The following is a 19,755-nucleotide window of genomic DNA, read 5'->3' as shown; positions in this document are numbered from 1 at the left end:
ACATGCCACTTCCATGCCGCTGATCGGCGGCTTGGAGAAGCCCACGGCTTTGGCAGTGACTGGAGCGGGGTCAGCTAGTGCGGTAGCCGATTTCAATTGGAGCGACAAGAACGCGGCAAAGTCACTGGTTCCAGTCAACATCCGCTTACGAGCCGCCAAATCGGCTCTGCAAGCGCGCCGCTCCGGGTCGCTTGAGCCCTTCGCGGGCGCCTCCGCTTCGTCCCGAAGGTGGCGAGCTCTGGCTATGGATATTTCGTCTGGCTTGCGCCCGCAGGGCTCAATTCGCCCTGCAACTCCTTCGGCAGGGGAAGACTCGAGCATTGCAGGTGCAACTCGCGGGCGAGCAGCTTTCGTTGCTTCTGCTCCTGCTCCTTGGCGGCTGCTATGATCCCCAACCCATACGGGCCAAGCGCGACGAATTCCCAACCCGGGTGCGTTTTTTCGCGAACGGCATAGGCGGAAGCCGCCGCGCGGGCCTGCTGGCATTCCGGCGACGCCCATTTCTGGTCTTGCTGCGAAAGCGTCGCGTCATAGTCGACCGGCGAAGTCGCGCATCCAGCCACTGTCGCGGCCAATGCGACGGACATTGCAATTCTCATCCCGAAGCCTTTCCCAAGCATTGTGGAGAAGTACGCCGTTTTCACAACCCGGAACCGGACAGCCTCCCGAGGGACTGCTTTGACCTTTACGCAGACATCGAGCAATCGCGTGTCGGATGCCCGCGGCCGCTCAAATAGCCACCCTCCCCTAGCTCCGCAACCCCGGCGCTTCCTGCCCGGTGCGCTCGACATACTCCGTATAGCCGCCGCCATAGGTGTGGATGCCTTCGGGCGTCAGTTCGAGCACGCGGTTGGAGAGTGCGGCCAGGAAGTGGCGGTCGTGCGAGACGAACAGCATCGTGCCTTCATATTGCGAGAGGGCGGTGATCAGCATCTCCTTGGTGGCGATGTCGAGGTGGTTGGTCGGCTCGTCCAGCACCAGCAGATTGGGCGGATCGAACAGCATCAGCGCCATCACCAGCCGGGCCTTCTCGCCGCCTGACAGCACGCGGCATTTCTTCTCGATCTCGTCGCCGGAAAAGCCGAAGCAACCGGCAAGCGCCCTGAGTGGCGCCTGGCCGGCCTGCGGGAAATTATCCTCCAGCGTCTGGAACACGGTGCGCTCGCCCTCCAGCAGCTCCATGGCGTGCTGGGCGAAATAGCCCATCTTGACGCTAGGGCCGCGCGCCACCGTGCCGGCATCGGGATCGGAAGCGCCGGCCACCAGCTTCAACAGCGTCGACTTGCCGGCGCCGTTGACGCCCATGATGCACCAGCGCTCGCGGCGGCGGACCTGAAAATCCAGCCCCTCATAGATCGAGCGGCTGCCGTAGCCCTTGTGGACGTTCTTCAGCGTCACCACGTCCTCGCCGCAACGCGGCGCCGGCTGGAATTCGAAATTGACGATCTGGCGGCGCTTCGGCGGCTCGACGCGGTCGATCTTGTCCAGCTTCTTCACCCGGCTCTGCACCTGGGCCGCATGCGAGGCGCGCGCCTTGAAACGTTCGATGAAGGCGATCTCCTTGGCCAGCATCGCCTGCTGGCGCTCGAACTGCGCCTGTTGCTGCTTGTCAGCGATCGCCCGCTGCTGCTGGTAGAATTCGTAGTTTCCCGAGTAAGCGGTGAGCGAGCCGGCGTCGATCTCCACCACCTTGTTGACGATGCGGTTCATGAACTCGCGGTCGTGCGAGGTCATCAGCAGCGCGCCGTCGTAACCCTTGAGGAACTGCTCCAGCCAGATCAGGCTTTCGAGGTCGAGATGGTTGCTCGGCTCGTCGAGCAGCATGACGTCCGGCCGCATCAGCAGGATGCGGGCCAGTGCCACGCGCATCTTCCAGCCGCCGGAGAGTTTGCCGACGTCGCCGTCCATCATCTCCTGGGAAAAGCCGAGGCCGTCGAGCACCTCACGCGCGCGGCCGTCGAGCGCATAGCCGTCGAGCTCCTCGAAACGGTGCTGCGCCTCGCCATATTTTTCGATGATCTCGTCCATCCGGTCGGCCTGGTCGGGATCGGCCATGGCCGCCTCGAGTTCCGCCATTTCGGCCGCCACGTCGCTGACCGGCCCTGCGCCGTTCATCACTTCGGCGACTGCGCTGTGGCCTGCCATGTCGCCGACATCCTGGCTGAAATAACCAATAGTGACGCCGCGATCGACTTGCACCTGGCCCTCGTCGGGCTGTTCCTCGCCATTGATCATGCGAAACAAGGTCGTCTTGCCGGCGCCGTTGGGGCCGACAAGGCCAATCTTCTCGCCCTTCTGCAGCGCGGCCGAAGCCTCGATGAAGACGATCTGACGGCCATTCTGCTTGCCGATGCTTTCGAGACGAATCATGGGGTGTTCCGGGAGGCCGATGCGAGGTTGAGGGATTTGCCCGGGGCCATACGCGAATGAGGGTGCCGGGGGAAGAGGCAGAAGCGCCGCAGCGCCGACAGTGAAGACTGGCGACGGCGGCAGTGACAGCCGATCTCCCCCTCGCGGGGAGACTGGCAGCTTCGGCTCCAGGCCTCTACTTCGCGTCGTGGAAGATGATGCCAACCGTGTGCCGCATGCCCGAGCGCAGGCGGCTGACGCCGTGCCTGAGATTGACCCGATAATGGCCCTTGGTGCCTTGTACCGGGCGATTGTGGACGGCGAAGACCACAGCGTCGCCCTGGGTCAGCGGCACGACCTCGGCGCGGCTTTGCATGCGCGGGCGCTGCTCGGTCAGCACGAACTCGCCGCCTGTGAAATCCCTGCCCGGCTCGGACAGCAGGATCGCCACCTGCAGCGGAAAGGCAAGATCGCCATAGAGATCCTGGTGCAGGCAGTTGAAGTCGCCGGGGCCGTATTGCAGCAGCAGTGGCGTCGGCCGCGTCTGGCCGTTGTCGTGGCATTGCTTGAGGAATGCGGCGTGGTCCGCAGGATAGCGCTGCGCCAGCCCCAAGCGCTCGTTCCAGTCGTTGGCGACCTCGGCCAGACGCGGATAGAGCGCGGTGCGCAAGGCGCCGATCAGATCAGGCAAAGGGTAACGGAAATAGCGGTACTCGCCCTTGCCGAAACCGTGACGTGCCATGTGGACATGACTGCGGAAGTGCTCTTCGTGCGGATAGAGCGCCGCGATCCCGGCGCATTCCTCGGGCGAAAGCAGCTTTTCCATGACGGCGCAGCCATGGTTGTTCAGTTCGCTAGCCAGTTCGCGCCAGCCCTGATCGGCGACACGCGCCTCCGCCGAACGATTTGCACGACGAGCGCTTATCGAATGGATGGTCATGGGTTTCGCTCCCGGTCGCTTTTGTTGCCCATGAAGATGGGGCGGACGGCAGGAGGGAGCCACCCGTTTCCTGCGGAAAGGCCGGAGCTGCCAACCTCCCCCCTCGTGGGGGAGATCGGCAGTATCACCGCCTCCGATAACCCTCCAGCTCCGGATCGAGATCGACGCGCACCGCATTGGTGAACACGCAGGTCGCCACCATGATGCCGGCGAAGGCGACGAGGTTGACCAGCGTCGGCTCATCGTAGCGTGCCTTCAGCCCGGCCCAGATAGCATCACAAACCGCGTTGGCGTCGGTGGCGACCGCAGTACCGAAGTCAATCAGCAGCGCCTCGTCGGCGGTCGGTTCGATGTTCTCGGGGTCGAGCCCTGAGTCGATCAGCGCGCGGCGGAAGAAGGTGACGGGGATCTCGGCACGCATGGTTTCCGAGACCGCTTTCGAGAACAGCCAGATGGCGCGGTCGTCGAGCGTGGGCTTGAGCAGATCGCGTAGCGTGAACCATTCGGCGTAGATGCGGTGGGCAGCCGGCGGCAGGATGCGCTTCATGTTGGTCATGCGGCCGCGCAGCGCGAGTTCTCTGTCGTGCTCGGCGCGGATTTCGTTGGACGCCGTCGCGTAGTCGATCGGCGGGATCATGGCCATCGGATGGTCCTTGGTTGGTTGAACCCCAATTTTGCGCGGCCTCAGCCGGCAAGCGTGGCATGCAGTTCCGGCGCGGTGCGCAACGTGTTGGACACCGTGCAAATCGCCTCGGCATCCTCGACGATGCGCTGCTTGGTGGCCAAGTCGAGGTCGCCGGCAATCTCCAGCCTGATGTTGAACGTCTCGACCCGCGATGGCTCGTCCTTCGCCTTCTCGCCGCCGACCTCCGCCCTCACCTCGCCGAGCCGGTCGGCAACGCCGAGGCGCGTGGCGGCGATGCGGGCGCTCAGCACCATGCAGGTGGCCAAAGAGGCGTAGAGCAGGTCGAGCGGATTGAAACCCGGCGCGCTGACCGCGGTGACGACATCGACCGTGCCGCCGGTCGGAGTGGTGACGACCGGCAGGCCGCCCGGCGGCAGGACGGCCAGCGCGCCGGTGACGCGGGTCCTCACCTTGAGTTCACCCATGGCAAAATCCTTTCGACCGCGGCAGACAAAAATCAAGGGCGCAGCCGCCGTGGCGCGCGCCCTGCCCCGCTATATGGTACGCCCGGGGTCGACGCCGCAACATCGACTGTTGTCTCCGATTTCGCTACGCTGTGGCACTTCTGAATTGTCCTGTTGCTGCACTGTTTCGAGGTTCGGCAATGAATCGCGGTCTCGCCTTTGGTTTGATTGCAGTTGCCGGCCTTGGCCTGCTTGGCGGCGGCGCCCTGTTGCTTGTTGGCCAGACCGCGGTTTCGCCCGACGCAATCCAATCGTCGGTTGTCCGTACCCCTGCGCTGATCGACAGCGCCTGGAAGCTGCCGGTGGCGGCCACGTTCAACGCCAGCCTTGACTGGCAATCGAACAGCTCGCGGTGCGGTCCGGCCAGCGTCGCAAACACATTCCGTTCCATCGGCGAGGAGGAGACAAGCGAGGCCGAAGTCCTCGAGGGCACGGGAAAGTGCTGGACAGGTTTTTGCATCGTCGGGCTCACCCTGGACGAGGTTGCCGAGGTCGCCCGAACGAAGACCAGTCGGAAAGTCTCCGTGCTGCGCAACCTGAGCGCCGACGAATTCCGCGAGCACATGAAGCGCGCCAACGACCCGGGCCGCCGTTACATCGTCAACTTCACCCGCGAGAAGATCTTCGGCGCCGGCAGCGGCCATTTTTCCCCGATCGGTGGCTATCTGGAGGCCGAGGACATGGTTTTCGTCCTCGATGTCAACGAGCGCTACAAGCCCTGGCTGGTCGAGCGTGAACGTCTGTTCTCGGCCATCGACACGATCGACAGCGATGGCGACAAGAAGCGCGGCTTGCTGCTGATCGAGTAGCGCCTGGGTGCATCCAGGGCGTAAAAAATTGCCCGATTTCAAGCCGATACGAACAAGCGCGAAGGCGCAGCTTCCATATGTGGGCTCATTCACACGGCCGCAGGGCACTGACTGCTATATTAGCCTCTTCGCACAATGGAGGCTCAAATGAGGTTCGTCGCAGTGCAGGAGCCGCCCGACACCTGGGCGGTGTTCGACACGACCGTCGATGAGCCCGCCGACTACTCTGGTCGCGTCCTTTTTGGTTTGACGTCGAGTGAGGCCCAATGGTTCGCCGCTGTGGCAAATGATGAAGTTTCATGGCGGGAAAGCAACCCATCGGGTGCGCATCAGCGCCTGGTCGGCTGTTCATCTGCCAGTTTTCTTGCCGGCGCTCATTCCGGTTCTTACTGCCTTTGGCTAGCCAGGCAGCGCGCTTGGCCGCTTCCCTCCTCCTGCTTGTGGGACAGGGAAGACGTCTCCCTGCGGCCACCGATCTGCAACTAGGGGATCGCGGTCAGCGCGTAGACCCGCGCAAGATGTGTTTCTGGATCTTGCCGGACGTCGGTGCGCGGAAGCGTATCGCCTGTCAGGAATGATCGGTTGCCTGATTCCGGTTGTCGCCGGCCTCGGCTAGACTGGTCGCGACCGCAACCGGGCTGCTTTCCGATGATTGTCCAGACCTGCATCAATGGCGCGCGCGGCGCCGAATTTCATCCGCAACTGCCGCTCGGTGCCGACGCCATGGCGCGCGACGGTGCTGCTTCTGTGACCGCCGGTGCGGCCGAGCTGCATGCGCATGCGCGCGGGCTCGACGGCCGCGAAAGCCTGGCACCGGCGGCGATGGACGCGACGGTTTTGGCGCTGCGCCGCGCCTGCCCGGGCACGCTGATCGGGGTTTCCACCGGCGCCTGGATTGAGAATGACGACCAGCGCACGCTTGCGGCCATCGCCGGCTGGCGCGAATTGCCGGACTATGCCTCGGTCAATCTCAGCGAGGCGGCGGCGCCGCTGGTGATGGAGAGCCTGCGCCAACGCGGCATCGGCATCGAGGCCGGGCTGGCGTCGATCGCCGACGCCGAGCGCCTGGTTAGCCTCGACCATGGCGGACGGGTGCTGCGCATCCTGATCGAGATTTCAGAGCAGACGCTGGACGAGGCCTTTGCCATCGCCAACGGCATCGAAAAAGTGTTGCAGCGTGCCGGCATCCGCCGCTCCATCCTGCTGCACGGCGAGAACGCGACCGTGTGGCCTTTCGTCGAGCGGGCGGCCAGACGGAAGTTATCGACACGGGTGGGGTTGGAGGATGGCAAGGAGTTGCCTGACGGAACGACTGCATCCGGCAATGCGGCGCTGACGGCGTCCGCGGTGGCGATCTTCCGGGCTGGGCGATAGTCGCTGATCCATCCAGGTAGACCCTTTGCGCCGAAACGATGTTTCGCGCGGCGATGCGACCTGATCGGGCGTCGCGTGTATCCGGCGTGTTGACAACCGTCGGAACCGCCCTTGCTGTTTTAAAATATTGCCCCTATGATATTTTCATATAAGCAATAAAACGTCTCAAAATTCTTCTCTTTTGTGAAAGTTTTGACCTTTGCGGGAACACCTCGACCAGACCGACCGCCGACTGGTCAAATTGCTGTCGCAGGATGCACAGCCCGGCATCAATCGGCTCGCCGAGACAATGGCGGTCTCGGTGCCGACGGTGCGCACACGGCTGCGCAATTTGCTCGACCGCAACCTGCTCAAGATCGTCGGACTGCTGAACCTGACCGAGCGCCCGGAATTGATCTCTGCCATCGTCGGCATCAATGCGCAGGGACGCGGCCGTGCCAGGGAACTGGCGCAGCGCATTTCGGAATTGCCTTTCGTCAACTCGGCCTCCGTGGTCACCGGGCGCTTCGACATCATCGTCGACGTCACCGTGGCCGGCGATGTCGCCGATCTCTACCGCGTCACCAGCGAACTGATCCCGGGTGCCGGCGAGCCCGGCGAAGTCATGCGCAGCGAGACCTTCGTCGTCATGGCCTCCTGCAACAAATGGGTCAGCCTGCCGGAAGGCTGCTGGTCGGAAGACGTTGCCCCCAAGGAGCCGGCATGAAGATCGCGGTTCTGGGCGGCCTCGGCCTGCAAGGCCGGGCGGCCATCGCCGATCTCGCTGTCAGCGCCGATGTCGAAGAAATCGTCTGCGTCGACACCGCCTCTGACGGCCCTGCCCGGCTTGGCGGTCTCACCGACCTGTCGCGCGTGCGTTTCGTCGTGCCCGAGGGTGCCATCGGCCCGGCACTCGTTAATGTGCTGGCCGATGTCGATGCGGTCATCGATCTGTTGCCGCAGCCGCTGATGCGCGAGGCGGTGCTGGCGGCGATCGCGACGCGCACGCCGCTGGTCACCACCAATTACGGCAAGGCCATCGCCGATCTGGCACCGGCGGCGAAAAAGGCCGGCGTTTCGATCATGACCGAATGCGGGCTCGACCCCGGTATCGACCTCGTGCTTTACGCGCGCGCCGCAAGGCAGTTCGACAGCATCACATCGATCGATTCCTATTGCGGCGGCATCCCCGAACCCAAGGCGATGGCCAAGCCGCTTTGCTACAAGGTGAGTTGGAACTTCGACATGGTTCTGGTCAGCCAGAACCGCGACAGCGTGATGATCGAGGACGGCGAGCGGGTCGCGGTGCCAGCCGGCCGGCAGCACGAGAACCGCTTCATCCACGAGATCGAGGTCGCGGGCCTGGGCCGGCTGGAAGCCTTCCCCAATGGCGATGCGCTGCATTACGTCGAGATGCTGGCCGCCGCTAGGGGGCTGCAGCGCTCAGGCCGCTACACGCTGCGCTGGCCTGGCTGGTCGGCGTTCTGGGCGCCGCTGAAGGAGCTTGGATTCCTCTCCGAAGACAAGCTGCCCGGCCTAAGTGCCAGCCCACGCGAATTTCTCGGCCGGTTGCTCGGCCCGCAATTGCAGTATGGCGCCGACGAGAAGGACCTTTGCGTGATGCGCAACGTCTTTTCCGGCAGCGAAGGCGCCCGCCGCAAGACGGTGACCTCGGAGCTGATCATCGAACGCGACCTCCAATCCGGCCTGTTCGGCATGAGTCTTGGCGTCGGCTACCCCGCAAGCATCGTGGCGCAGATGCTGGAGCGAGGCGAGATCACTACCCCCGGCCTGCTCAACCCGCTGCTGCATGTGCCCGACGGCCGCTTCTTCGACGAACTGGCCAAGCGCGGCATCCGGGTGGCCGAAACGGTCGACTGGGACTGAGGAGACAGATTTTCGGACGGAGGTCGCCGCCGGCAACGGCGCTGCCGCTCAAAAAGCACCCCGAAGGGTGAAAATAACAAACGACAACAAGGAGGAATGCCACATGAAGATTGCCAAGCTTTTCATCGCCGGACTTGCGCTTGCAAGCCTTACCGCCGTTGCCAGTGCCGGAACGCTGGACGACATCACCAAGCGCGGCGAATTGCGCGTCGCGGTGCAGACGCAAGGACCGCCCTTCTCGCTGGTCGGCGCCAATGGCGAACGCACTGGCAGTTCGGTCGAACTTGCCGAGCTGATGGCCAAGGAAATGGGCGTCAAGATCACCTTCCTCGACTTTGATTGGGATGGTCTGATCCCGGCGCTGCTCTCGGGCAAGGCCGACCTGCTGGTCGCCGACATGACGCCAACGCTCGCGCGGGGCATGAAGGTCGCTTTCACCAAACCTTATATGTATACGGGCAGCACCGTCTTCACCAAGGCCGACAGCAAGTTCAAGACCACCGAGGACTGCAAGGCCAAGGGCACCAAGATCGCGGTGCTGCTTGGCGCCACCGGCGAGAAGGAGGCCAAGACCGCCTTCCCCGATGCCGACATCAAGAGCTATAAGGGCGGCGGCCCGCTGCTGCTCGACGCCATCAACAACGGCCAGGCCGATTGCGGCGTCAACGACGTCTCGGCGGTCAAGGGTCAGTCGACCGCCTATCCGGCCGGCAGCTTCACCATCATGCCGGACCTCCTGTCGAAGGAGCCGCTTGCGTTCGCCACGCGCTATGACGAGCCGGACCTGCTGGTCTGGATGAACCTGTTCCTCGACCAGGTCAGCGTCGACGGCCGCCTGCAAAAGAACCTCGACTACTGGGTCAATTCCGACGCCTGGAAGAAAGATCACTGAGGAATTAGGGAGTAGCGAGTAGGGAAAGGTGAATGGCCGTTCCGGCCACGCATTGCTGCTCCCTACTCCCCTATTCGCTATTCACTATTCGCCAATCGCCATCCCTCTTCATCACCGCGCGCCCCATGCTCGAAAATTTCAGCTTCCGCACCATCGTCGAATACCTGCCTCTGTTCGGGCAGGGCCTCGTCACGACCGTGTGGCTGTCGGCGCTGTCCTTTGCCGGGGCGCTTGCCGTCGGCATCGTGCTCGCTGCCATGAACCTGCAGCGCGGCCGGCTGTTTCGCGTGCCGGCCAAGGCCTATATCGACGCGGTGCGCGCCACGCCTTTGCTGGCGCAACTCTATTTCCTCTATTTCGGCCTGCCCCGGCTGGGCTTTGTGTTGCCCGAGCTTGTCGTCGGCATCCTGGCTTTGTCGCTGAACAGCGGCGCCTATGTCGCCGAGATTATCCGCGCCGGCATCCTGTCGATCCCGCGCGGCCAGGTGGAAGCCGGCGTCGCTTCGGGGATGACCTATGTCCAGCGCATGCGCTTCGTCATCCTGCCGCAGGCGTTCAAGGTGACGATCCCGCCACTGCTCGGCCAGGCGATCGTGCTGGTCAAGGATTCGGCGCTGCTGTCGCTGATCTCGGTTTCCGAACTGACGCGCGCCGGCCAGCTGCTCGCTTCCGATCGTTTCATGCCGGCGGAAGGTTTCATCACCATCGCCGCCTTCTACCTGCTACTCTATTACGGCCTGAAAGGGCTGGCGGCGCTCTCCGGTCGCTGGTTCGGCTTGCAGCCGGCAAGGAGCAGCACATGATCTGGCAGCAGCTGCAAAGCCTCGCCGGGAGCTATCCGCTGGCGCTGCGCGGCCTCGGCATGACCGTGGTGCTGTCGCTGATCAGCCTGGTGCTGGGCACGCTGCTCGGCTTTGGTCTCGGCATATTGCGAACCGGCGGCAACCGGCTGATCAGTGCGGCGATCGGCGCCTGGGTCGACCTGATCCGCGGTACGCCGTTCCTGGTGCAGATCTTCCTGATCTTCTTCATCCTGCCGGAATTCGGCATCGAGCTCGACGCCTTCACCGCCGGCATCATCGCGCTGACCAATCTGGCGGCCTGCTTCATCTGTGAGATCGTCGTCGCCGGCATCCGCTCGGTGCCGACCGGCCAGGTCGAGGCCGCACTGGCATCCGGCCTGTCGCGCTGGCAGCGGATGCGCCAGGTGGTGCTGCCGCAGGCGATGCGCATCGTGCTGCCGCCGCTGGTCGGGCAATATGTGCTGCTGATCAAGGATTCCTCGGTCGTTTCGGCCATCGGGCTGACCGACCTCACCCGCGTCGGCTGGCTGGTGGTGCAGCGTGTGCCGAACGGCCTCCTGGTGTTCTTCCTCGTCGGCGTCGGCTATTTCATCGTCTGCTACCCGCTGATCATGCTGGCCCGCCGGCTGGAACGCCGCATGGGCGCGGCACATGGCGAGGTGCAGTTGTGACGTCGAGCCCCAGCAAAAATGGTACTGGCATGATCGAGTTTCGCGGCGTTAACAAATGGTTCGGCGCGCTCAACGTGCTTCGGGACATCACGCTCAGCGTCGAGCCGCGCGAGGTCGTAGTCGTCTGCGGCCCGAGCGGCTCGGGCAAGAGCACCTTGATCCGCTGCATCAACGGGCTGGAGACGATCAAGGACGGCGATCTTGTGGTCGACGGCCAGCGGCTCGGCGACCCCGCCACCAACATGACGCGGCTGCGCACCGAGATCGGTTTCGTCTTCCAGTCGTTCAATCTCTATCCGCACAAGACAGCGCTAGAGAACGTGACGCTGGCGCCGATTCACGTGCGCAAGATTCCTCGCACCGAAGCCGAGCAGGCCGGGCGCGAGCTGCTGGCCAAGGTCGGCCTGGCCGACAAGGTCGATGCCTATCCGGCGCAACTCTCCGGTGGCCAGCAGCAGCGCGTGGCGATCGCGCGCTGCCTCGGCATGCGTCCAAAGATCATGCTGTTCGACGAACCGACCTCGGCGCTCGACCCCGAGATGATCTCGGAAGTGCTCGACGTCATGGTCGCGGTGGCCGAAGAAGGCATGACCATGATGGTGGTGACGCATGAGATGGGCTTTGCCCGCAAGGTGGCGCAGCGCGTGGTGTTCATGGATGCCGGCGCCATCGTCGAAAGCGGCACGCCCGATGAATTTTTCTCCGACCCCAAGACGGACCGCAGCCGCGCCTTCCTCAGCAGGATCCTGCGGCACTAGGCTTCAGCCGAACGTCGCCAAAGGCTCGGTGCGGATCTCGACCCACTCACAGCGCCGGCTGTCGTGGTAGAAGGACTGGAAAAGCGGCGGGAACGATGGGTCGGCGAAGGCACCCACCGGGATGGCGATTACGCCGGGCTGGACATCGATCCGGTAATGCACCGTGGTGCCGCAGTCTGGGCAGAAGCTGTAGGTGACGCGGCCGCCCGCTTCGCCGATGCGCGTGAACTGCGCCGATCGTCCCTGGACCGATACGCCGTCTTCGGCAAAGCGGACATTGAAGCTGAAGGCGCTGCCGGTGCGCCGCTTGCAGTCCAGGCAATGGCAGACCGAGATGCGGACCGGTTCGCCCACGCAAGTGGCCGACAGCTGGCCGCATGAACATTCGGCGCGACGCGTGACCATGGCTGGCTCCTTTCCAGACCAGACAGAAAGGCCTCACTGCGTGTCGGCGTGGGCCCTCAGTTCCGCCCTTTTCTCGTCCGAGACGACGGCAAGGTCCAGCACCTTCTGCAATTCGGCGGCGTGGTGGAAGGACGGCTCGGGCTGGACGCCGCTCAGCACCGCGTCGACGAAGCGCTGGTAGTTGGTCGGCACGGTGCCGGCATCGAGCACCTGCCATTTGGCTGTTTCGATGTTGGCGCCCATGCATGCCTTGAGCTCCGAGCCTTCCAGATTGTGCACCACTTCGAGGCCACCTCTGTCGCCATAGATGCGGAGCCTCAGTTCGTTGAAGTGGCCGGTCGCCCAGCGGCTGGCGTGCACGACGCCGAAGGCGCCATTGGCGAAATCCAGCGTCATGGCGAAGCTGTCATTGGCGTCGAGCCCGTATTCCCCGATGCGGTTGCCTGGCGCCTTGTCGAAGGCCCTGAGGCGGCAGAACACATGGTCGATGTCGAGGGCAGCGCCGTAGCTGGCGAAATCGAGGATGTGGATGCCGACATCGCCGAGCACGCCGTTGGAGCCGTGATCGCGCGACAGCCGCCACAGCCATTTCGGATCGGTGCGCCAGTCGCCCCAGAATTTCGACACCAGCCAACTCTGCAGATAGGACGCCTCGACATGCCGGACCGTGCCGATCTCGCCCGCAAGCACCATGGCGCGTGCCTTCTGCAGTGCTGCGACATTGCGATAGGTGAGGTTCACCATGTTGACGATGCCGGCGGCCTTGGCGGCATCCGCCATCTCGTTGGCCTTGCCGAAATTCTCGGCCAGCGGCTTTTCGCACAGCACCGGCTTGCCGGCGGCGATCAGTGCCATTGTGGTCGGATGATGGATGCGGTCCGGCGTGACGTTGGCGACCGCGTCGAAGCCGCCCCATTTCAGCGCTTCCTCCAGCGTGGTGAAGCGGTTGGGGATGCCGAAGCTGTCGGCGAATTCGCCGACGCGGGCCGCGTCGACATCGACGGCGGCGACGATTTCGACGCCCTTTATCTTGCCGAACTGCCGGGCATGCTCCTGCGCCATCCAGCCGGTGCCGAGTATCAAAAGCCGCATTTTTTGCTCCCTGGAGCCAGAAATGGAGATTAAACGATCAGGCCGCGCCGGCGTCCTCAGCGGAAGCCGGCTTCGCCGGTGGCGTGGAGTTTTCCGCCGCGCTCGACGATCGGCTCCAGCGCCTTGTCAACCGGCACGTTCGGCGCATCGAGGATGGCCGGCTTCGCACCTTGCGGGTTGTGCGCCCATTTCACGGCGTTGCGCAGCACCTTCTGCACGGTGGCATCGTGATAGGTCGGATAGGTCTCATGGCCCGGCCGGAAATAGAAGATGCTGCCGGCGCCGCGCCTGTAGGTCAGCCCCGAGCGGAACACCTCGCCACCCTGGAACCAGGAGATGAACACCGTCTCCAGCGGCTCCGGCACGGCGAACTGCTCGCCATACATCTCCTCGTTCTCGAGCTCGAAATATTCGCCGATGCCCTCGGCGATCGGGTGGCTGGGGCTGGTGACCCAGAGCCGCTCGCGCTCGCCGGCCTCGCGCCATTTCAGCGTGCAGGGCGTGCCCATCAGCCGCTTGAAAATCTTCGAGAAATGGCCGGAATGCAGAATGATCAGCCCCATGCCCTCGAAGACCCGGCGCGCCACGCGCTCGACCACCTCGTCGGCGACGGCGCCATGATCCTTGTGGCCCCACCAGAGCAGCACGTCGGTCTCGGCCAGGCGCGCGGCCGGCAGGCCGTGCTCCGGCTGCTCCAGCGTCGCGGTCGAGGCGGAAATGCCAGTGTCCGTGTTCAACGCCTTGGCGATGGTGGCGTGCATGCCTTCGGGATAGATCGAGGCGACCACCTCATTGGTGCGCTCATGGATATTCTCGCCCCAGACGACAGCGCGTATTGTCATGACATCCTCTTGATGGTGTGAAGCCGGAGCCACCCCGGTCATACATAGTGCCTTCGGCGGGCATTGAAAGCGCTTTTCGCGCAACGCCGTAGCCGCCAGTCCTGCCAAAATGATTCAGCGCGACATTTTCCTAATGTCGTGCACAATATCAGCCATGAGGGAGGGCCTGATTGGATTGGGGATCTTCATCTGTCTGGCCGGCGCTTCGCTGACCAGCCTGATGATCTATGAGAGATTTCCGAGCCACCATCGCCAGGACGACACGAGCGCCGTCGTGCGGCATGCCGCGAACCTGTTCGTGGTGATGTCCTCGCTGGTGCTCGGCCTGATGATCAACTCGGCCAAAAACACGTTCGAATCCATCGACCACAACGTCCACGTCTTCGCAACGGACTTGATCCTGCTCGACCGCTCGCTCAGGCAATACGGACCCGAGACGGACCCGGCACGCCAGTCGCTCGCCGCCTACGCGCAGCGAGTTGTCGATGCCACCTCCCCCAGCCAGCAGACTCCGGTCGTCGCCAACCGGCTATCCGAGCTGCTGCTCAACCAGGTCGGCGACATGCTGGCGGCACTGACGCCGCCGGAGGCCAGGCATGCGACCCTGCTGCAAAATGCGACCCAGCAGCTGCAGAAGGTAATCGAGCAACGCTGGGTGCTTGTCGAACAGTCGGAAGGCGCGATCCCCGCGCCGCTGATCGCGCTGCTCGTCGCGTGGCTGACGCTGATCTTCGCCAGCTTCGGCTTTCGGGCGCCACGCAACGCCACCGTCGTCTGCACCTTCATCGTGTCGGCAGCACTGGTCGCCTCAGCACTCTATCTGATCCTGGATATGGACCTGCCGTTCTCGGGGCCGATCCAAATCTCACCGGCGCCGCTGCAGCGGGCGCTGGCGGAAATGACGCAGTGATGTCCGGCTAGCCCTGGCGCCCTTCCTGGGCGACCTGCGTCAAGGACTTGGACATGCGCGGCACAACGACGAGGCGCTTGATCTTGCCCTTCTTGAAGGCAGCGAGGAAGCGGCCATAGTCCTTGAAGGCCACGCAGCCGCTGGATTGGGCTGGGGCGTTGCGCAGCAGATAGGTATGGGCGAGCAGGCCATTGCGGTTATATTTGTTCCTGCCGCTGGTCGGCGTCAGCCGGATGGCCTCGACGCCGTGGAAGCGCGATTCGCGCAGCGACAGATTGTAGGTGTCGGGCGGCGTCGGGCCGGAATTCTTGCGGTTGGAGAAGCGCGGTTGGTCGACCATGGCGCCCTTCCCCGAGTGCGCCTCGAGCTTCGAGCCATCGGGCATGTAGACCGTCGCCGCCGAGATGTCGTAGACGGCAACGCCGCTGCCCATGCTGGGCCTGCTGGTGAACAAATTGCCGAACACGCCGCCTGCGCCGCGCTCGGGCATGTCAGGCTTGGCATAGGCCAGCATTTCGCCGTCCTGGGCCTTCGACCGCTTGGCTGGCTTGGCCGGCTTGCCCAGGCTGGCTTGCACGACCTGGTTGGCTTGCACGCCCGGCAGGACCCCGTGCTCGGCGCTGCGTGGCGACCGGGCCGGCGCGCGCGGTGCCTCGGCCGTCGGCACATCCGCGGCCTTGGCCGACTGGGTCCTGGTGGGCTTTGCAGCCTGCGCCTTTGGGACTTGAGCCTTTGGCGCCTCGGTCTCTGTCCTGGAGGCACGGGCCCTGGGGGACTCGATCTTGGGAGATTGGGCCGGTTGGTCGATCTCCGCCCGCGGCCGGCCAGTCGGCAACGGAATTGCATCCGGCATCTCGTCCTGTGGCGGCAGCGAGGCTACCTGAACCTCGGCCTGCTGCGTGTCAGGTGCTGCCAGCGCAACGGACGGCGGCGGCGCCAACATATCGGCGGCCTCCGGCATGGCATTGGCCAGCGCAAGGGCCAGGCGCGACGAGCGTTCTATCTCAGCCACTTGCGGCCCGAAGCGCACTGAAGCCGGGCCGTTCTGGTCAGGCAGGCGAACAACGGGCTCAGCGAAGCGGGCATCGGATGGCAGGCTCGCCAGCATGAAGGGCCCGTTTTGCGCACGGGAGAAGGCGGCGGCGAGTTTTTGCGGCGACAGTTTTGCCCTCGCCACCACGCCGTCGAAGCGGTCGCCGGGCAGAGCGGCAAGCGCGACGGCATTCGGTGTCTTCGGCGCGATGCTGTCCGGCTTTGCCGCCGGCTGCAGCCGCGCCATCTTGCCGTCGTGGCCGAAGCTGGAAGCCGCTCGCAGGCAGCCGGCATCGCACTGGCCGAGCAGGGAAGCCGGCCGGCCGTTGGCGGAAAACTGGGGTGCCCAGGCGAGCGTCCGGCGCGGATCGGCAAACGCAATGGTTCTTGGCGCAAGCAGGCTTTGCGGCAGTCCGCTGGAAGCGGCGCTGAGCGAGGTGCCGACGGAATCGAGGCCGGCCATGGTCGCCACCGACCAAAGAGCGATCACCGCTCCGACGGCGGGAACCGTGACCCAGCGCAAGCCGGGCTTCTTCGAAGTCAATCCACGATCAGGATTGTCACCCCGGTCTTTCAAACGCACAAACGCCATACAACCACTCTCAATCGGCGTGCCGGCTTATGGGCCTGGCATCCGTCTCGATTACAGTTCGCCTGGTGCCCCCTGCACCTTCCTGCGTCTGTTGCCGATTGAATCAAAAGATGGACAAAGTTGGTTAACCAATCCCTCCATCGGTCGCCGATTGCACGGCGGTCGATACGAAAAAGAGCCCTCCACAGTCTTCGCTATGGTAAAAATGCTCTCCCTCACCTGCCTTGCTGCCCGTTTTTGTCGATCAAGTCAAGAAACCCCGGCACGAGCGGTCGTGCGGAACAGCCATTTGAATCGATCATATTAGATTTCACTAATGAAATATTGGGTGTGGTGCCTTTGCCGGCGCGTTCTGGTGCGCGAGGCCGCGAACTGTTTGCGCGACCATTCGCGGTGTCCGGCGGAAGGGCGGGCGGCGGCAGGACAAGCGCTGCCAGCCGCTGGTTTGCCGAATCCTGTTTGCCAAAAATTAAGCTGTTGAGCAGAAGCTAATATGCTTGATCCGTCGACCACGAGCCAATGACCAAGAACCTCAATAACGCCAAGCCCAATAGTCCAGCCAACGAGACAAGGCCGTCGCCCCTCGGCAAGGTAGCGCCGGCGCTGTTCCCGCTGGCGGTGGTGGCGCTCGGCTACATGGTCGGCAAGCAGTTCTTCGGCTTCTGAACCGAGGCGTCGAAGGCTCAGCCTTCAGCCTTGAAATTCCTCGCTTCCTTGTCGACCTTTTCGCTGTCCTTGCCGTGCTCGCGCATCAAATCCCTGGCCTGCTTGGGCGAGACATCGGTGGTCTCGGCCAGGCGCATTGCCTTCCGCTCCATGCTTTCGGTCTTTGACTTGCGTAGGGATTTGCGGTTGGCCGTCACGGTTTTTCACTTTCCTGCTGCTTCAGCTCTCGTGCCGCCTGTTCCAATGCGGCGCGGTCATTGCCGATGCGGTCGACCAGCGCCTGCGCTTGATCGCCGGTGATGCCGGTTCGCAGCGCCAGCGCCTCGACGTCCAGCACGTTGTCCGGGTCGATGGTCTGATCGTCTCGCGGAATGTTGTCCTTGCCGAACTTGTTCATAACGCACCTCCCTGCTTACGGCACAACGGCAGGGGCGACCGACAGGTTCCCTTCGCCGGCAGTTCTGCCAGCCGCCTCGTCTCCTTCCCAAGCCTGCCTGCCGCGCTAGCTGTCTCCTCGAAAGGAGGATCGGCATGGCGATCTACGGTCTGAGGGTGGTGAGCTTCATCTTCGCGGCGCTGGCCTTCGTGCCGGCCGGCGCGCATGTCTTTGCGATGTTCAGCAAGCTTAGGCTCGACGGCAACAGCTACCTTGCCGCCCAGCGCGCCTATGACGGCTGGAGCCTGTTCGGTATCGTCGTGCTGGGAGCGCTTCTCTCGACCGCGGCACTTGCGGTGCTACTCTACCGTTCGGGCGGCGCCTTCGGCCTCGTCGCCCTCGCCTTCATCGCCATCGGCGCCACGCAGTTCGCTTTCTGGACGTTTACGTTCCCAGCCAACCGGGCGACCAGCAACTGGACCATGCTGCCCGACAATTGGGAGATGCTGCGGCGGCAGTGGGAATACTCGCATGCGGCCGCCGCCTGCCTCAATGCGCTGGCGCTGTTGTTGCTGTTCCTTTCGGCGCTGCGCCGCGTCGGGTGACTTTTATCCGTCACGTGTGAACACCGATTGCAAAATGCAATCAGTATTGTATCCTTGGTGAGACAAGGAGGTGCTGATGGGCAGGATCATCTATTCCATGCTGATGTCGCTGGACGGCTACATTGCCGGGCCGGACGGAAACATCGACCTGCCGGTGCCCGAAGAAGAATTGCACCGGCATTTCAACGATGAGATGAGACAGACATCGATCATGCTCTGCGGACGACGGCTGTATGAGGCGATGCGCTTCTGGGACAGCCCGGACCGCGAGACCGGCGCCGAAGTCGAGCGGGATTTTGCCCGTGCCTGGCGGGAAACGCCGAAGATCGTGTTTTCGACGACGCTGCGGGACGTTGGCCCGAACGCCCGGCTGGCAAGCGGTGACGCCGAGGCCGTGGTCAAGAATCTCAAGGCGGAGACGGATGGTGAGATCGGCGTCGGCGGTGCCGAACTTGCCGCGCATCTGGCACGATCGAGCCTTATCGACGAGTATCGGCTCTACATGCAACCGGTCGTGCTCGGCGGCGGCAAGCCGTACTTCCACGCCGGCCTGTCGCTTAAGCTGACGCCGCTTGGCACGGAAAGCCTTTCCCAGGGCGTGACGCTGCTGCGTTACGCACCAGCCTGAGCTTCAACGGCGTCGCTTGCCTCAGGCCAGCCATTCCCGGATCGCCGGGCGGGCCAGGACCTCGCGCATGCGGGCTTCTGCGTCGCTGACGCCCGGTGCCATCGGCGCCCGCGTGGGGCCGCAGTCGACACCGATGACGCGGAAAGCCGCCTTCATGCCGGGCAGCACGCCGGTTTCCATCAGCGCCTCGACGAAGTCCTGCGACACCATCTGCAGGGCGCGGGCACGGGCAAGGTCGCCGGCGCGCACCGCCTGGTCCACCGCCACATAGAGCCGCCCGAGCAGATTGTACGTGGTGCCGATGCCGCCCTCGGTGCCGAGCATTCCGGCGGCGGCATAGATCTCGTCAAAGCCGTAATAGAACAGTTTTTGCGGCTGCCGCTTGCGCAGCAGCGAATATTTGAACAGGTCGGTAGAGGTGTATTTGATGCCGACGACATTGGCGAGATCGAGCAATCGCACCAAGAGCGCCAGCGGCAAGGGCCGGCCGGTGCGCAAGGGGATCTCGTAGACGATCAGCGGCAGGCCGGTGGCACCGGCCAAGGCCTGGTAATAGCCAAACACTTCCTCGTCGGAGAACGGGTAGGAATGCGGCGGCAGCGCCGACAGCGCGTGGTAGCCCAGCTTCTCGGCCTGCCGCGCCAGGCAAACGGAATCGCGCAGATTGGGCATGCCGACATGGGCGATCAGCGTTGTGCCACTTGGCTTGGCGTTCTCGGCGACCAGTTCCTGCTGGGCCAGCAGTTCGTCGACCGTCAGCAGGCCGGACTCGCCGCTGCTGCCGCCGACATAGAGGCCGGCCAGCCCCTGGCGCAGCACATAGTCGTTGATGTTGCGCTGGCGCTGCGGATCGAACTCGCCCGCGTCGCTGAGGCCGGTCATCAAGGCGGCATACATGCCCGCCAATTCTCTCGTCATTGTTGAACCCTCGGTGCTTTCAGGATTTTGCAGGAGATATCGGAGCCTGATCCGTTGATTCCGGTTCCGGCTCTATCG

The 19,755-nt window shown here is 63.9% G+C and carries 25 protein-coding genes; 13 read left to right on the top strand and 12 right to left on the bottom strand.

The window, feature by feature from the left end:
• Positions 1-242: 242 nt before the first annotated feature.
• The 5 genes from A6B35_RS14140 to A6B35_RS14120 all read right to left on the bottom strand — a co-directional run bounded on the left by A6B35_RS14140 (position 243) and on the right by A6B35_RS14120 (position 4,399).
• On the bottom strand, positions 243-599 hold the full coding sequence (locus tag A6B35_RS14140; RefSeq protein WP_040582548.1) for a hypothetical protein: 357 nt from the start codon (positions 597-599) through the stop codon (positions 243-245).
• A 148-nt stretch (positions 600-747) separates the two neighbouring features.
• Positions 748-2,370 (bottom strand): ABC-F family ATP-binding cassette domain-containing protein, encoded by a 1,623-nt coding sequence (locus tag A6B35_RS14135; RefSeq protein WP_006201480.1) that lies wholly within the window; start codon positions 2,368-2,370, stop codon positions 748-750.
• 175 nt (positions 2,371-2,545) lie between these two features.
• The gene (locus tag A6B35_RS14130) at positions 2,546-3,289 is read right to left on the bottom strand and encodes a 2OG-Fe(II) oxygenase (protein WP_006201482.1); all 744 of its coding nucleotides are present in this window, start codon (positions 3,287-3,289) and stop codon (positions 2,546-2,548) included.
• A 124-nt stretch (positions 3,290-3,413) separates the two neighbouring features.
• Positions 3,414-3,932 (bottom strand): hypothetical protein, encoded by a 519-nt coding sequence (locus tag A6B35_RS14125; RefSeq protein WP_006201484.1) that lies wholly within the window; start codon positions 3,930-3,932, stop codon positions 3,414-3,416.
• A 41-nt stretch (positions 3,933-3,973) separates the two neighbouring features.
• On the bottom strand, positions 3,974-4,399 hold the full coding sequence (locus A6B35_RS14120) for an OsmC family protein (protein ID WP_006201485.1): 426 nt from the start codon (positions 4,397-4,399) through the stop codon (positions 3,974-3,976).
• Between the two features lie 179 nt (positions 4,400-4,578).
• On the opposite strand from A6B35_RS14120, the gene A6B35_RS14115 reads away from it, so the two are divergent.
• The 9 genes from A6B35_RS14115 to A6B35_RS14080 all read left to right on the top strand — a co-directional run bounded on the left by A6B35_RS14115 (position 4,579) and on the right by A6B35_RS14080 (position 11,611).
• Positions 4,579-5,247: a phytochelatin synthase family protein gene (locus A6B35_RS14115; RefSeq protein WP_006201486.1), complete on the top strand. Its 669-nt coding sequence runs from the start codon at positions 4,579-4,581 to the stop codon at positions 5,245-5,247.
• Positions 5,248-5,394: 147 nt separating this feature from the next.
• Positions 5,395-5,733 (top strand): hypothetical protein, encoded by a 339-nt coding sequence (locus tag A6B35_RS34455; protein WP_167361593.1) that lies wholly within the window; start codon positions 5,395-5,397, stop codon positions 5,731-5,733.
• 162 nt (positions 5,734-5,895) lie between these two features.
• The gene (locus tag A6B35_RS14110; protein WP_006201487.1) at positions 5,896-6,621 is read left to right on the top strand and encodes a 3-keto-5-aminohexanoate cleavage protein; all 726 of its coding nucleotides are present in this window, start codon (positions 5,896-5,898) and stop codon (positions 6,619-6,621) included.
• A 199-nt stretch (positions 6,622-6,820) separates the two neighbouring features.
• Positions 6,821-7,327, top strand: coding sequence for an Lrp/AsnC family transcriptional regulator (locus tag A6B35_RS14105; RefSeq protein WP_006201488.1), 507 nt, complete (start codon positions 6,821-6,823; stop codon positions 7,325-7,327).
• On the top strand, positions 7,324-8,487 hold the full coding sequence (locus tag A6B35_RS14100; protein ID WP_006201489.1) for a saccharopine dehydrogenase family protein: 1,164 nt from the start codon (positions 7,324-7,326) through the stop codon (positions 8,485-8,487). The genes A6B35_RS14105 and A6B35_RS14100 overlap by 4 nt, the downstream gene beginning before the upstream one ends.
• 103 nt (positions 8,488-8,590) lie before the next feature.
• Positions 8,591-9,379, top strand: a complete 789-nt coding sequence (locus tag A6B35_RS14095; protein ID WP_006201490.1) for an ABC transporter substrate-binding protein — start codon at positions 8,591-8,593, stop codon at positions 9,377-9,379.
• Between the two features lie 125 nt (positions 9,380-9,504).
• The gene (locus A6B35_RS14090) at positions 9,505-10,182 is read left to right on the top strand and encodes an amino acid ABC transporter permease (protein WP_006201491.1); all 678 of its coding nucleotides are present in this window, start codon (positions 9,505-9,507) and stop codon (positions 10,180-10,182) included.
• Positions 10,179-10,853, top strand: a complete 675-nt coding sequence (locus A6B35_RS14085; protein WP_006201492.1) for an amino acid ABC transporter permease — start codon at positions 10,179-10,181, stop codon at positions 10,851-10,853. Before A6B35_RS14090 ends, A6B35_RS14085 begins: the two co-directional genes overlap by 4 nt.
• 29 nt (positions 10,854-10,882) lie before the next feature.
• Positions 10,883-11,611, top strand: coding sequence for an amino acid ABC transporter ATP-binding protein (locus A6B35_RS14080; protein WP_006201493.1), 729 nt, complete (start codon positions 10,883-10,885; stop codon positions 11,609-11,611).
• Positions 11,612-11,614: 3 nt separating this feature from the next.
• On the opposite strand, the gene A6B35_RS14075 is transcribed toward A6B35_RS14080, so the two are convergent.
• Genes A6B35_RS14075 through A6B35_RS14065 form a run of 3 tightly spaced genes read right to left on the bottom strand, consistent with a single transcriptional unit; the run spans position 11,615 to position 13,950 of the window.
• Complete coding sequence (locus A6B35_RS14075) at positions 11,615-12,016, bottom strand: GFA family protein (protein WP_006201494.1); 402 nt, start codon at positions 12,014-12,016, stop codon at positions 11,615-11,617.
• A 33-nt stretch (positions 12,017-12,049) separates the two neighbouring features.
• A complete protein-coding gene (locus A6B35_RS14070; protein ID WP_006201495.1) occupies positions 12,050-13,108 on the bottom strand; it encodes a Gfo/Idh/MocA family protein in 1,059 nt (352 codons plus the stop codon).
• A gap of 56 nt (positions 13,109-13,164) precedes the next feature.
• Positions 13,165-13,950, bottom strand: a complete 786-nt coding sequence (locus tag A6B35_RS14065) for a ThuA domain-containing protein (RefSeq protein WP_006201497.1) — start codon at positions 13,948-13,950, stop codon at positions 13,165-13,167.
• Positions 13,951-14,104: 154 nt separating this feature from the next.
• Between A6B35_RS14065 and A6B35_RS14060 the strand changes: the two genes are divergently transcribed.
• Positions 14,105-14,860 carry a bestrophin-like domain gene (locus tag A6B35_RS14060; RefSeq protein ID WP_065518200.1) on the top strand — a complete coding sequence of 252 codons (756 nt, stop codon included), beginning with the start codon at positions 14,105-14,107 and terminating at the stop codon, positions 14,858-14,860.
• Positions 14,861-14,867: 7 nt separating this feature from the next.
• Here A6B35_RS14060 and A6B35_RS14055 read toward each other — a convergent pair whose 3' ends face one another.
• Entirely contained in the window at positions 14,868-16,415 is a 1,548-nt protein-coding gene (locus A6B35_RS14055) for a tlde1 domain-containing protein (protein ID WP_006201499.1), read from the bottom strand.
• 588 nt (positions 16,416-17,003) lie between these two features.
• On the opposite strand from A6B35_RS14055, the gene A6B35_RS36210 reads away from it, so the two are divergent.
• The gene (locus tag A6B35_RS36210) at positions 17,004-17,150 is read left to right on the top strand and encodes a hypothetical protein (RefSeq protein WP_006201500.1); all 147 of its coding nucleotides are present in this window, start codon (positions 17,004-17,006) and stop codon (positions 17,148-17,150) included.
• Between the two features lie 17 nt (positions 17,151-17,167).
• Here A6B35_RS36210 and A6B35_RS34445 read toward each other — a convergent pair whose 3' ends face one another.
• Positions 17,168-17,347, bottom strand: coding sequence for a hypothetical protein (locus A6B35_RS34445; protein WP_006201501.1), 180 nt, complete (start codon positions 17,345-17,347; stop codon positions 17,168-17,170).
• Entirely contained in the window at positions 17,344-17,547 is a 204-nt protein-coding gene (locus A6B35_RS14050) for a DUF3606 domain-containing protein (protein ID WP_006201503.1), read from the bottom strand. Before A6B35_RS14050 ends, A6B35_RS34445 begins: the two co-directional genes overlap by 4 nt.
• Before the next feature lie 134 nt (positions 17,548-17,681).
• On the opposite strand from A6B35_RS14050, the gene A6B35_RS14045 reads away from it, so the two are divergent.
• Positions 17,682-18,131: a hypothetical protein gene (locus tag A6B35_RS14045; protein ID WP_006201504.1), complete on the top strand. Its 450-nt coding sequence runs from the start codon at positions 17,682-17,684 to the stop codon at positions 18,129-18,131.
• A 76-nt stretch (positions 18,132-18,207) separates the two neighbouring features.
• Positions 18,208-18,759, top strand: a complete 552-nt coding sequence (locus tag A6B35_RS14040) for a dihydrofolate reductase family protein (RefSeq protein ID WP_006201506.1) — start codon at positions 18,208-18,210, stop codon at positions 18,757-18,759.
• 21 nt (positions 18,760-18,780) lie between these two features.
• On the opposite strand, the gene A6B35_RS14035 is transcribed toward A6B35_RS14040, so the two are convergent.
• Positions 18,781-19,677, bottom strand: a complete 897-nt coding sequence (locus A6B35_RS14035) for a dihydrodipicolinate synthase family protein (protein WP_040582526.1) — start codon at positions 19,675-19,677, stop codon at positions 18,781-18,783.
• Positions 19,678-19,755: the final 78 nt, after the last annotated feature.

It is taken from the genome of Mesorhizobium amorphae CCNWGS0123 (assembly GCF_001686985.1).
GTDB lineage: Bacteria > Pseudomonadota > Alphaproteobacteria > Rhizobiales > Rhizobiaceae > Mesorhizobium > Mesorhizobium amorphae.
This window is presented reverse-complemented; position numbering and strand designations above follow the sequence as displayed.

Excerpts from the sequence above, each read along its gene's own strand:
- A6B35_RS14035 (WP_040582526.1), bottom strand. The coding sequence starts at position 19,677 with ATGACGAGAGAATTGGCGGGCATGTATGCCGCCTTGATGACCGGCCTC.
- A6B35_RS36210 (WP_006201500.1), top strand. The coding sequence starts at position 17,004 with ATGACCAAGAACCTCAATAACGCCAAGCCCAATAGTCCAGCCAACGAG.
- A6B35_RS14050 (WP_006201503.1), bottom strand. The coding sequence starts at position 17,547 with ATGAACAAGTTCGGCAAGGACAACATTCCGCGAGACGATCAGACCATC.
- A6B35_RS14040 (WP_006201506.1), top strand. The coding sequence starts at position 18,208 with ATGGGCAGGATCATCTATTCCATGCTGATGTCGCTGGACGGCTACATT.
- A6B35_RS14065 (WP_006201497.1), bottom strand. The coding sequence starts at position 13,950 with ATGACAATACGCGCTGTCGTCTGGGGCGAGAATATCCATGAGCGCACC.
- A6B35_RS14100 (WP_006201489.1), top strand. The coding sequence starts at position 7,324 with ATGAAGATCGCGGTTCTGGGCGGCCTCGGCCTGCAAGGCCGGGCGGCC.
- A6B35_RS14120 (WP_006201485.1), bottom strand. The coding sequence starts at position 4,399 with ATGGGTGAACTCAAGGTGAGGACCCGCGTCACCGGCGCGCTGGCCGTC.
- A6B35_RS14135 (WP_006201480.1), bottom strand. The coding sequence starts at position 2,370 with ATGATTCGTCTCGAAAGCATCGGCAAGCAGAATGGCCGTCAGATCGTC.
- A6B35_RS14080 (WP_006201493.1), top strand. The coding sequence starts at position 10,883 with ATGATCGAGTTTCGCGGCGTTAACAAATGGTTCGGCGCGCTCAACGTG.
- A6B35_RS14085 (WP_006201492.1), top strand. The coding sequence starts at position 10,179 with ATGATCTGGCAGCAGCTGCAAAGCCTCGCCGGGAGCTATCCGCTGGCG.
- A6B35_RS14045 (WP_006201504.1), top strand. The coding sequence starts at position 17,682 with ATGGCGATCTACGGTCTGAGGGTGGTGAGCTTCATCTTCGCGGCGCTG.
- A6B35_RS14060 (WP_065518200.1), top strand. The coding sequence starts at position 14,105 with ATGAGGGAGGGCCTGATTGGATTGGGGATCTTCATCTGTCTGGCCGGC.
- A6B35_RS14110 (WP_006201487.1), top strand. The coding sequence starts at position 5,896 with ATGATTGTCCAGACCTGCATCAATGGCGCGCGCGGCGCCGAATTTCAT.
- A6B35_RS14115 (WP_006201486.1), top strand. The coding sequence starts at position 4,579 with ATGAATCGCGGTCTCGCCTTTGGTTTGATTGCAGTTGCCGGCCTTGGC.
- A6B35_RS14070 (WP_006201495.1), bottom strand. The coding sequence starts at position 13,108 with ATGCGGCTTTTGATACTCGGCACCGGCTGGATGGCGCAGGAGCATGCC.
- A6B35_RS14075 (WP_006201494.1), bottom strand. The coding sequence starts at position 12,016 with ATGGTCACGCGTCGCGCCGAATGTTCATGCGGCCAGCTGTCGGCCACT.
- A6B35_RS14140 (WP_040582548.1), bottom strand. The coding sequence starts at position 599 with ATGAGAATTGCAATGTCCGTCGCATTGGCCGCGACAGTGGCTGGATGC.
- A6B35_RS34455 (WP_167361593.1), top strand. The coding sequence starts at position 5,395 with ATGAGGTTCGTCGCAGTGCAGGAGCCGCCCGACACCTGGGCGGTGTTC.
- A6B35_RS14095 (WP_006201490.1), top strand. The coding sequence starts at position 8,591 with ATGAAGATTGCCAAGCTTTTCATCGCCGGACTTGCGCTTGCAAGCCTT.
- A6B35_RS14090 (WP_006201491.1), top strand. The coding sequence starts at position 9,505 with ATGCTCGAAAATTTCAGCTTCCGCACCATCGTCGAATACCTGCCTCTG.
- A6B35_RS14125 (WP_006201484.1), bottom strand. The coding sequence starts at position 3,932 with ATGGCCATGATCCCGCCGATCGACTACGCGACGGCGTCCAACGAAATC.
- A6B35_RS14130 (WP_006201482.1), bottom strand. The coding sequence starts at position 3,289 with ATGACCATCCATTCGATAAGCGCTCGTCGTGCAAATCGTTCGGCGGAG.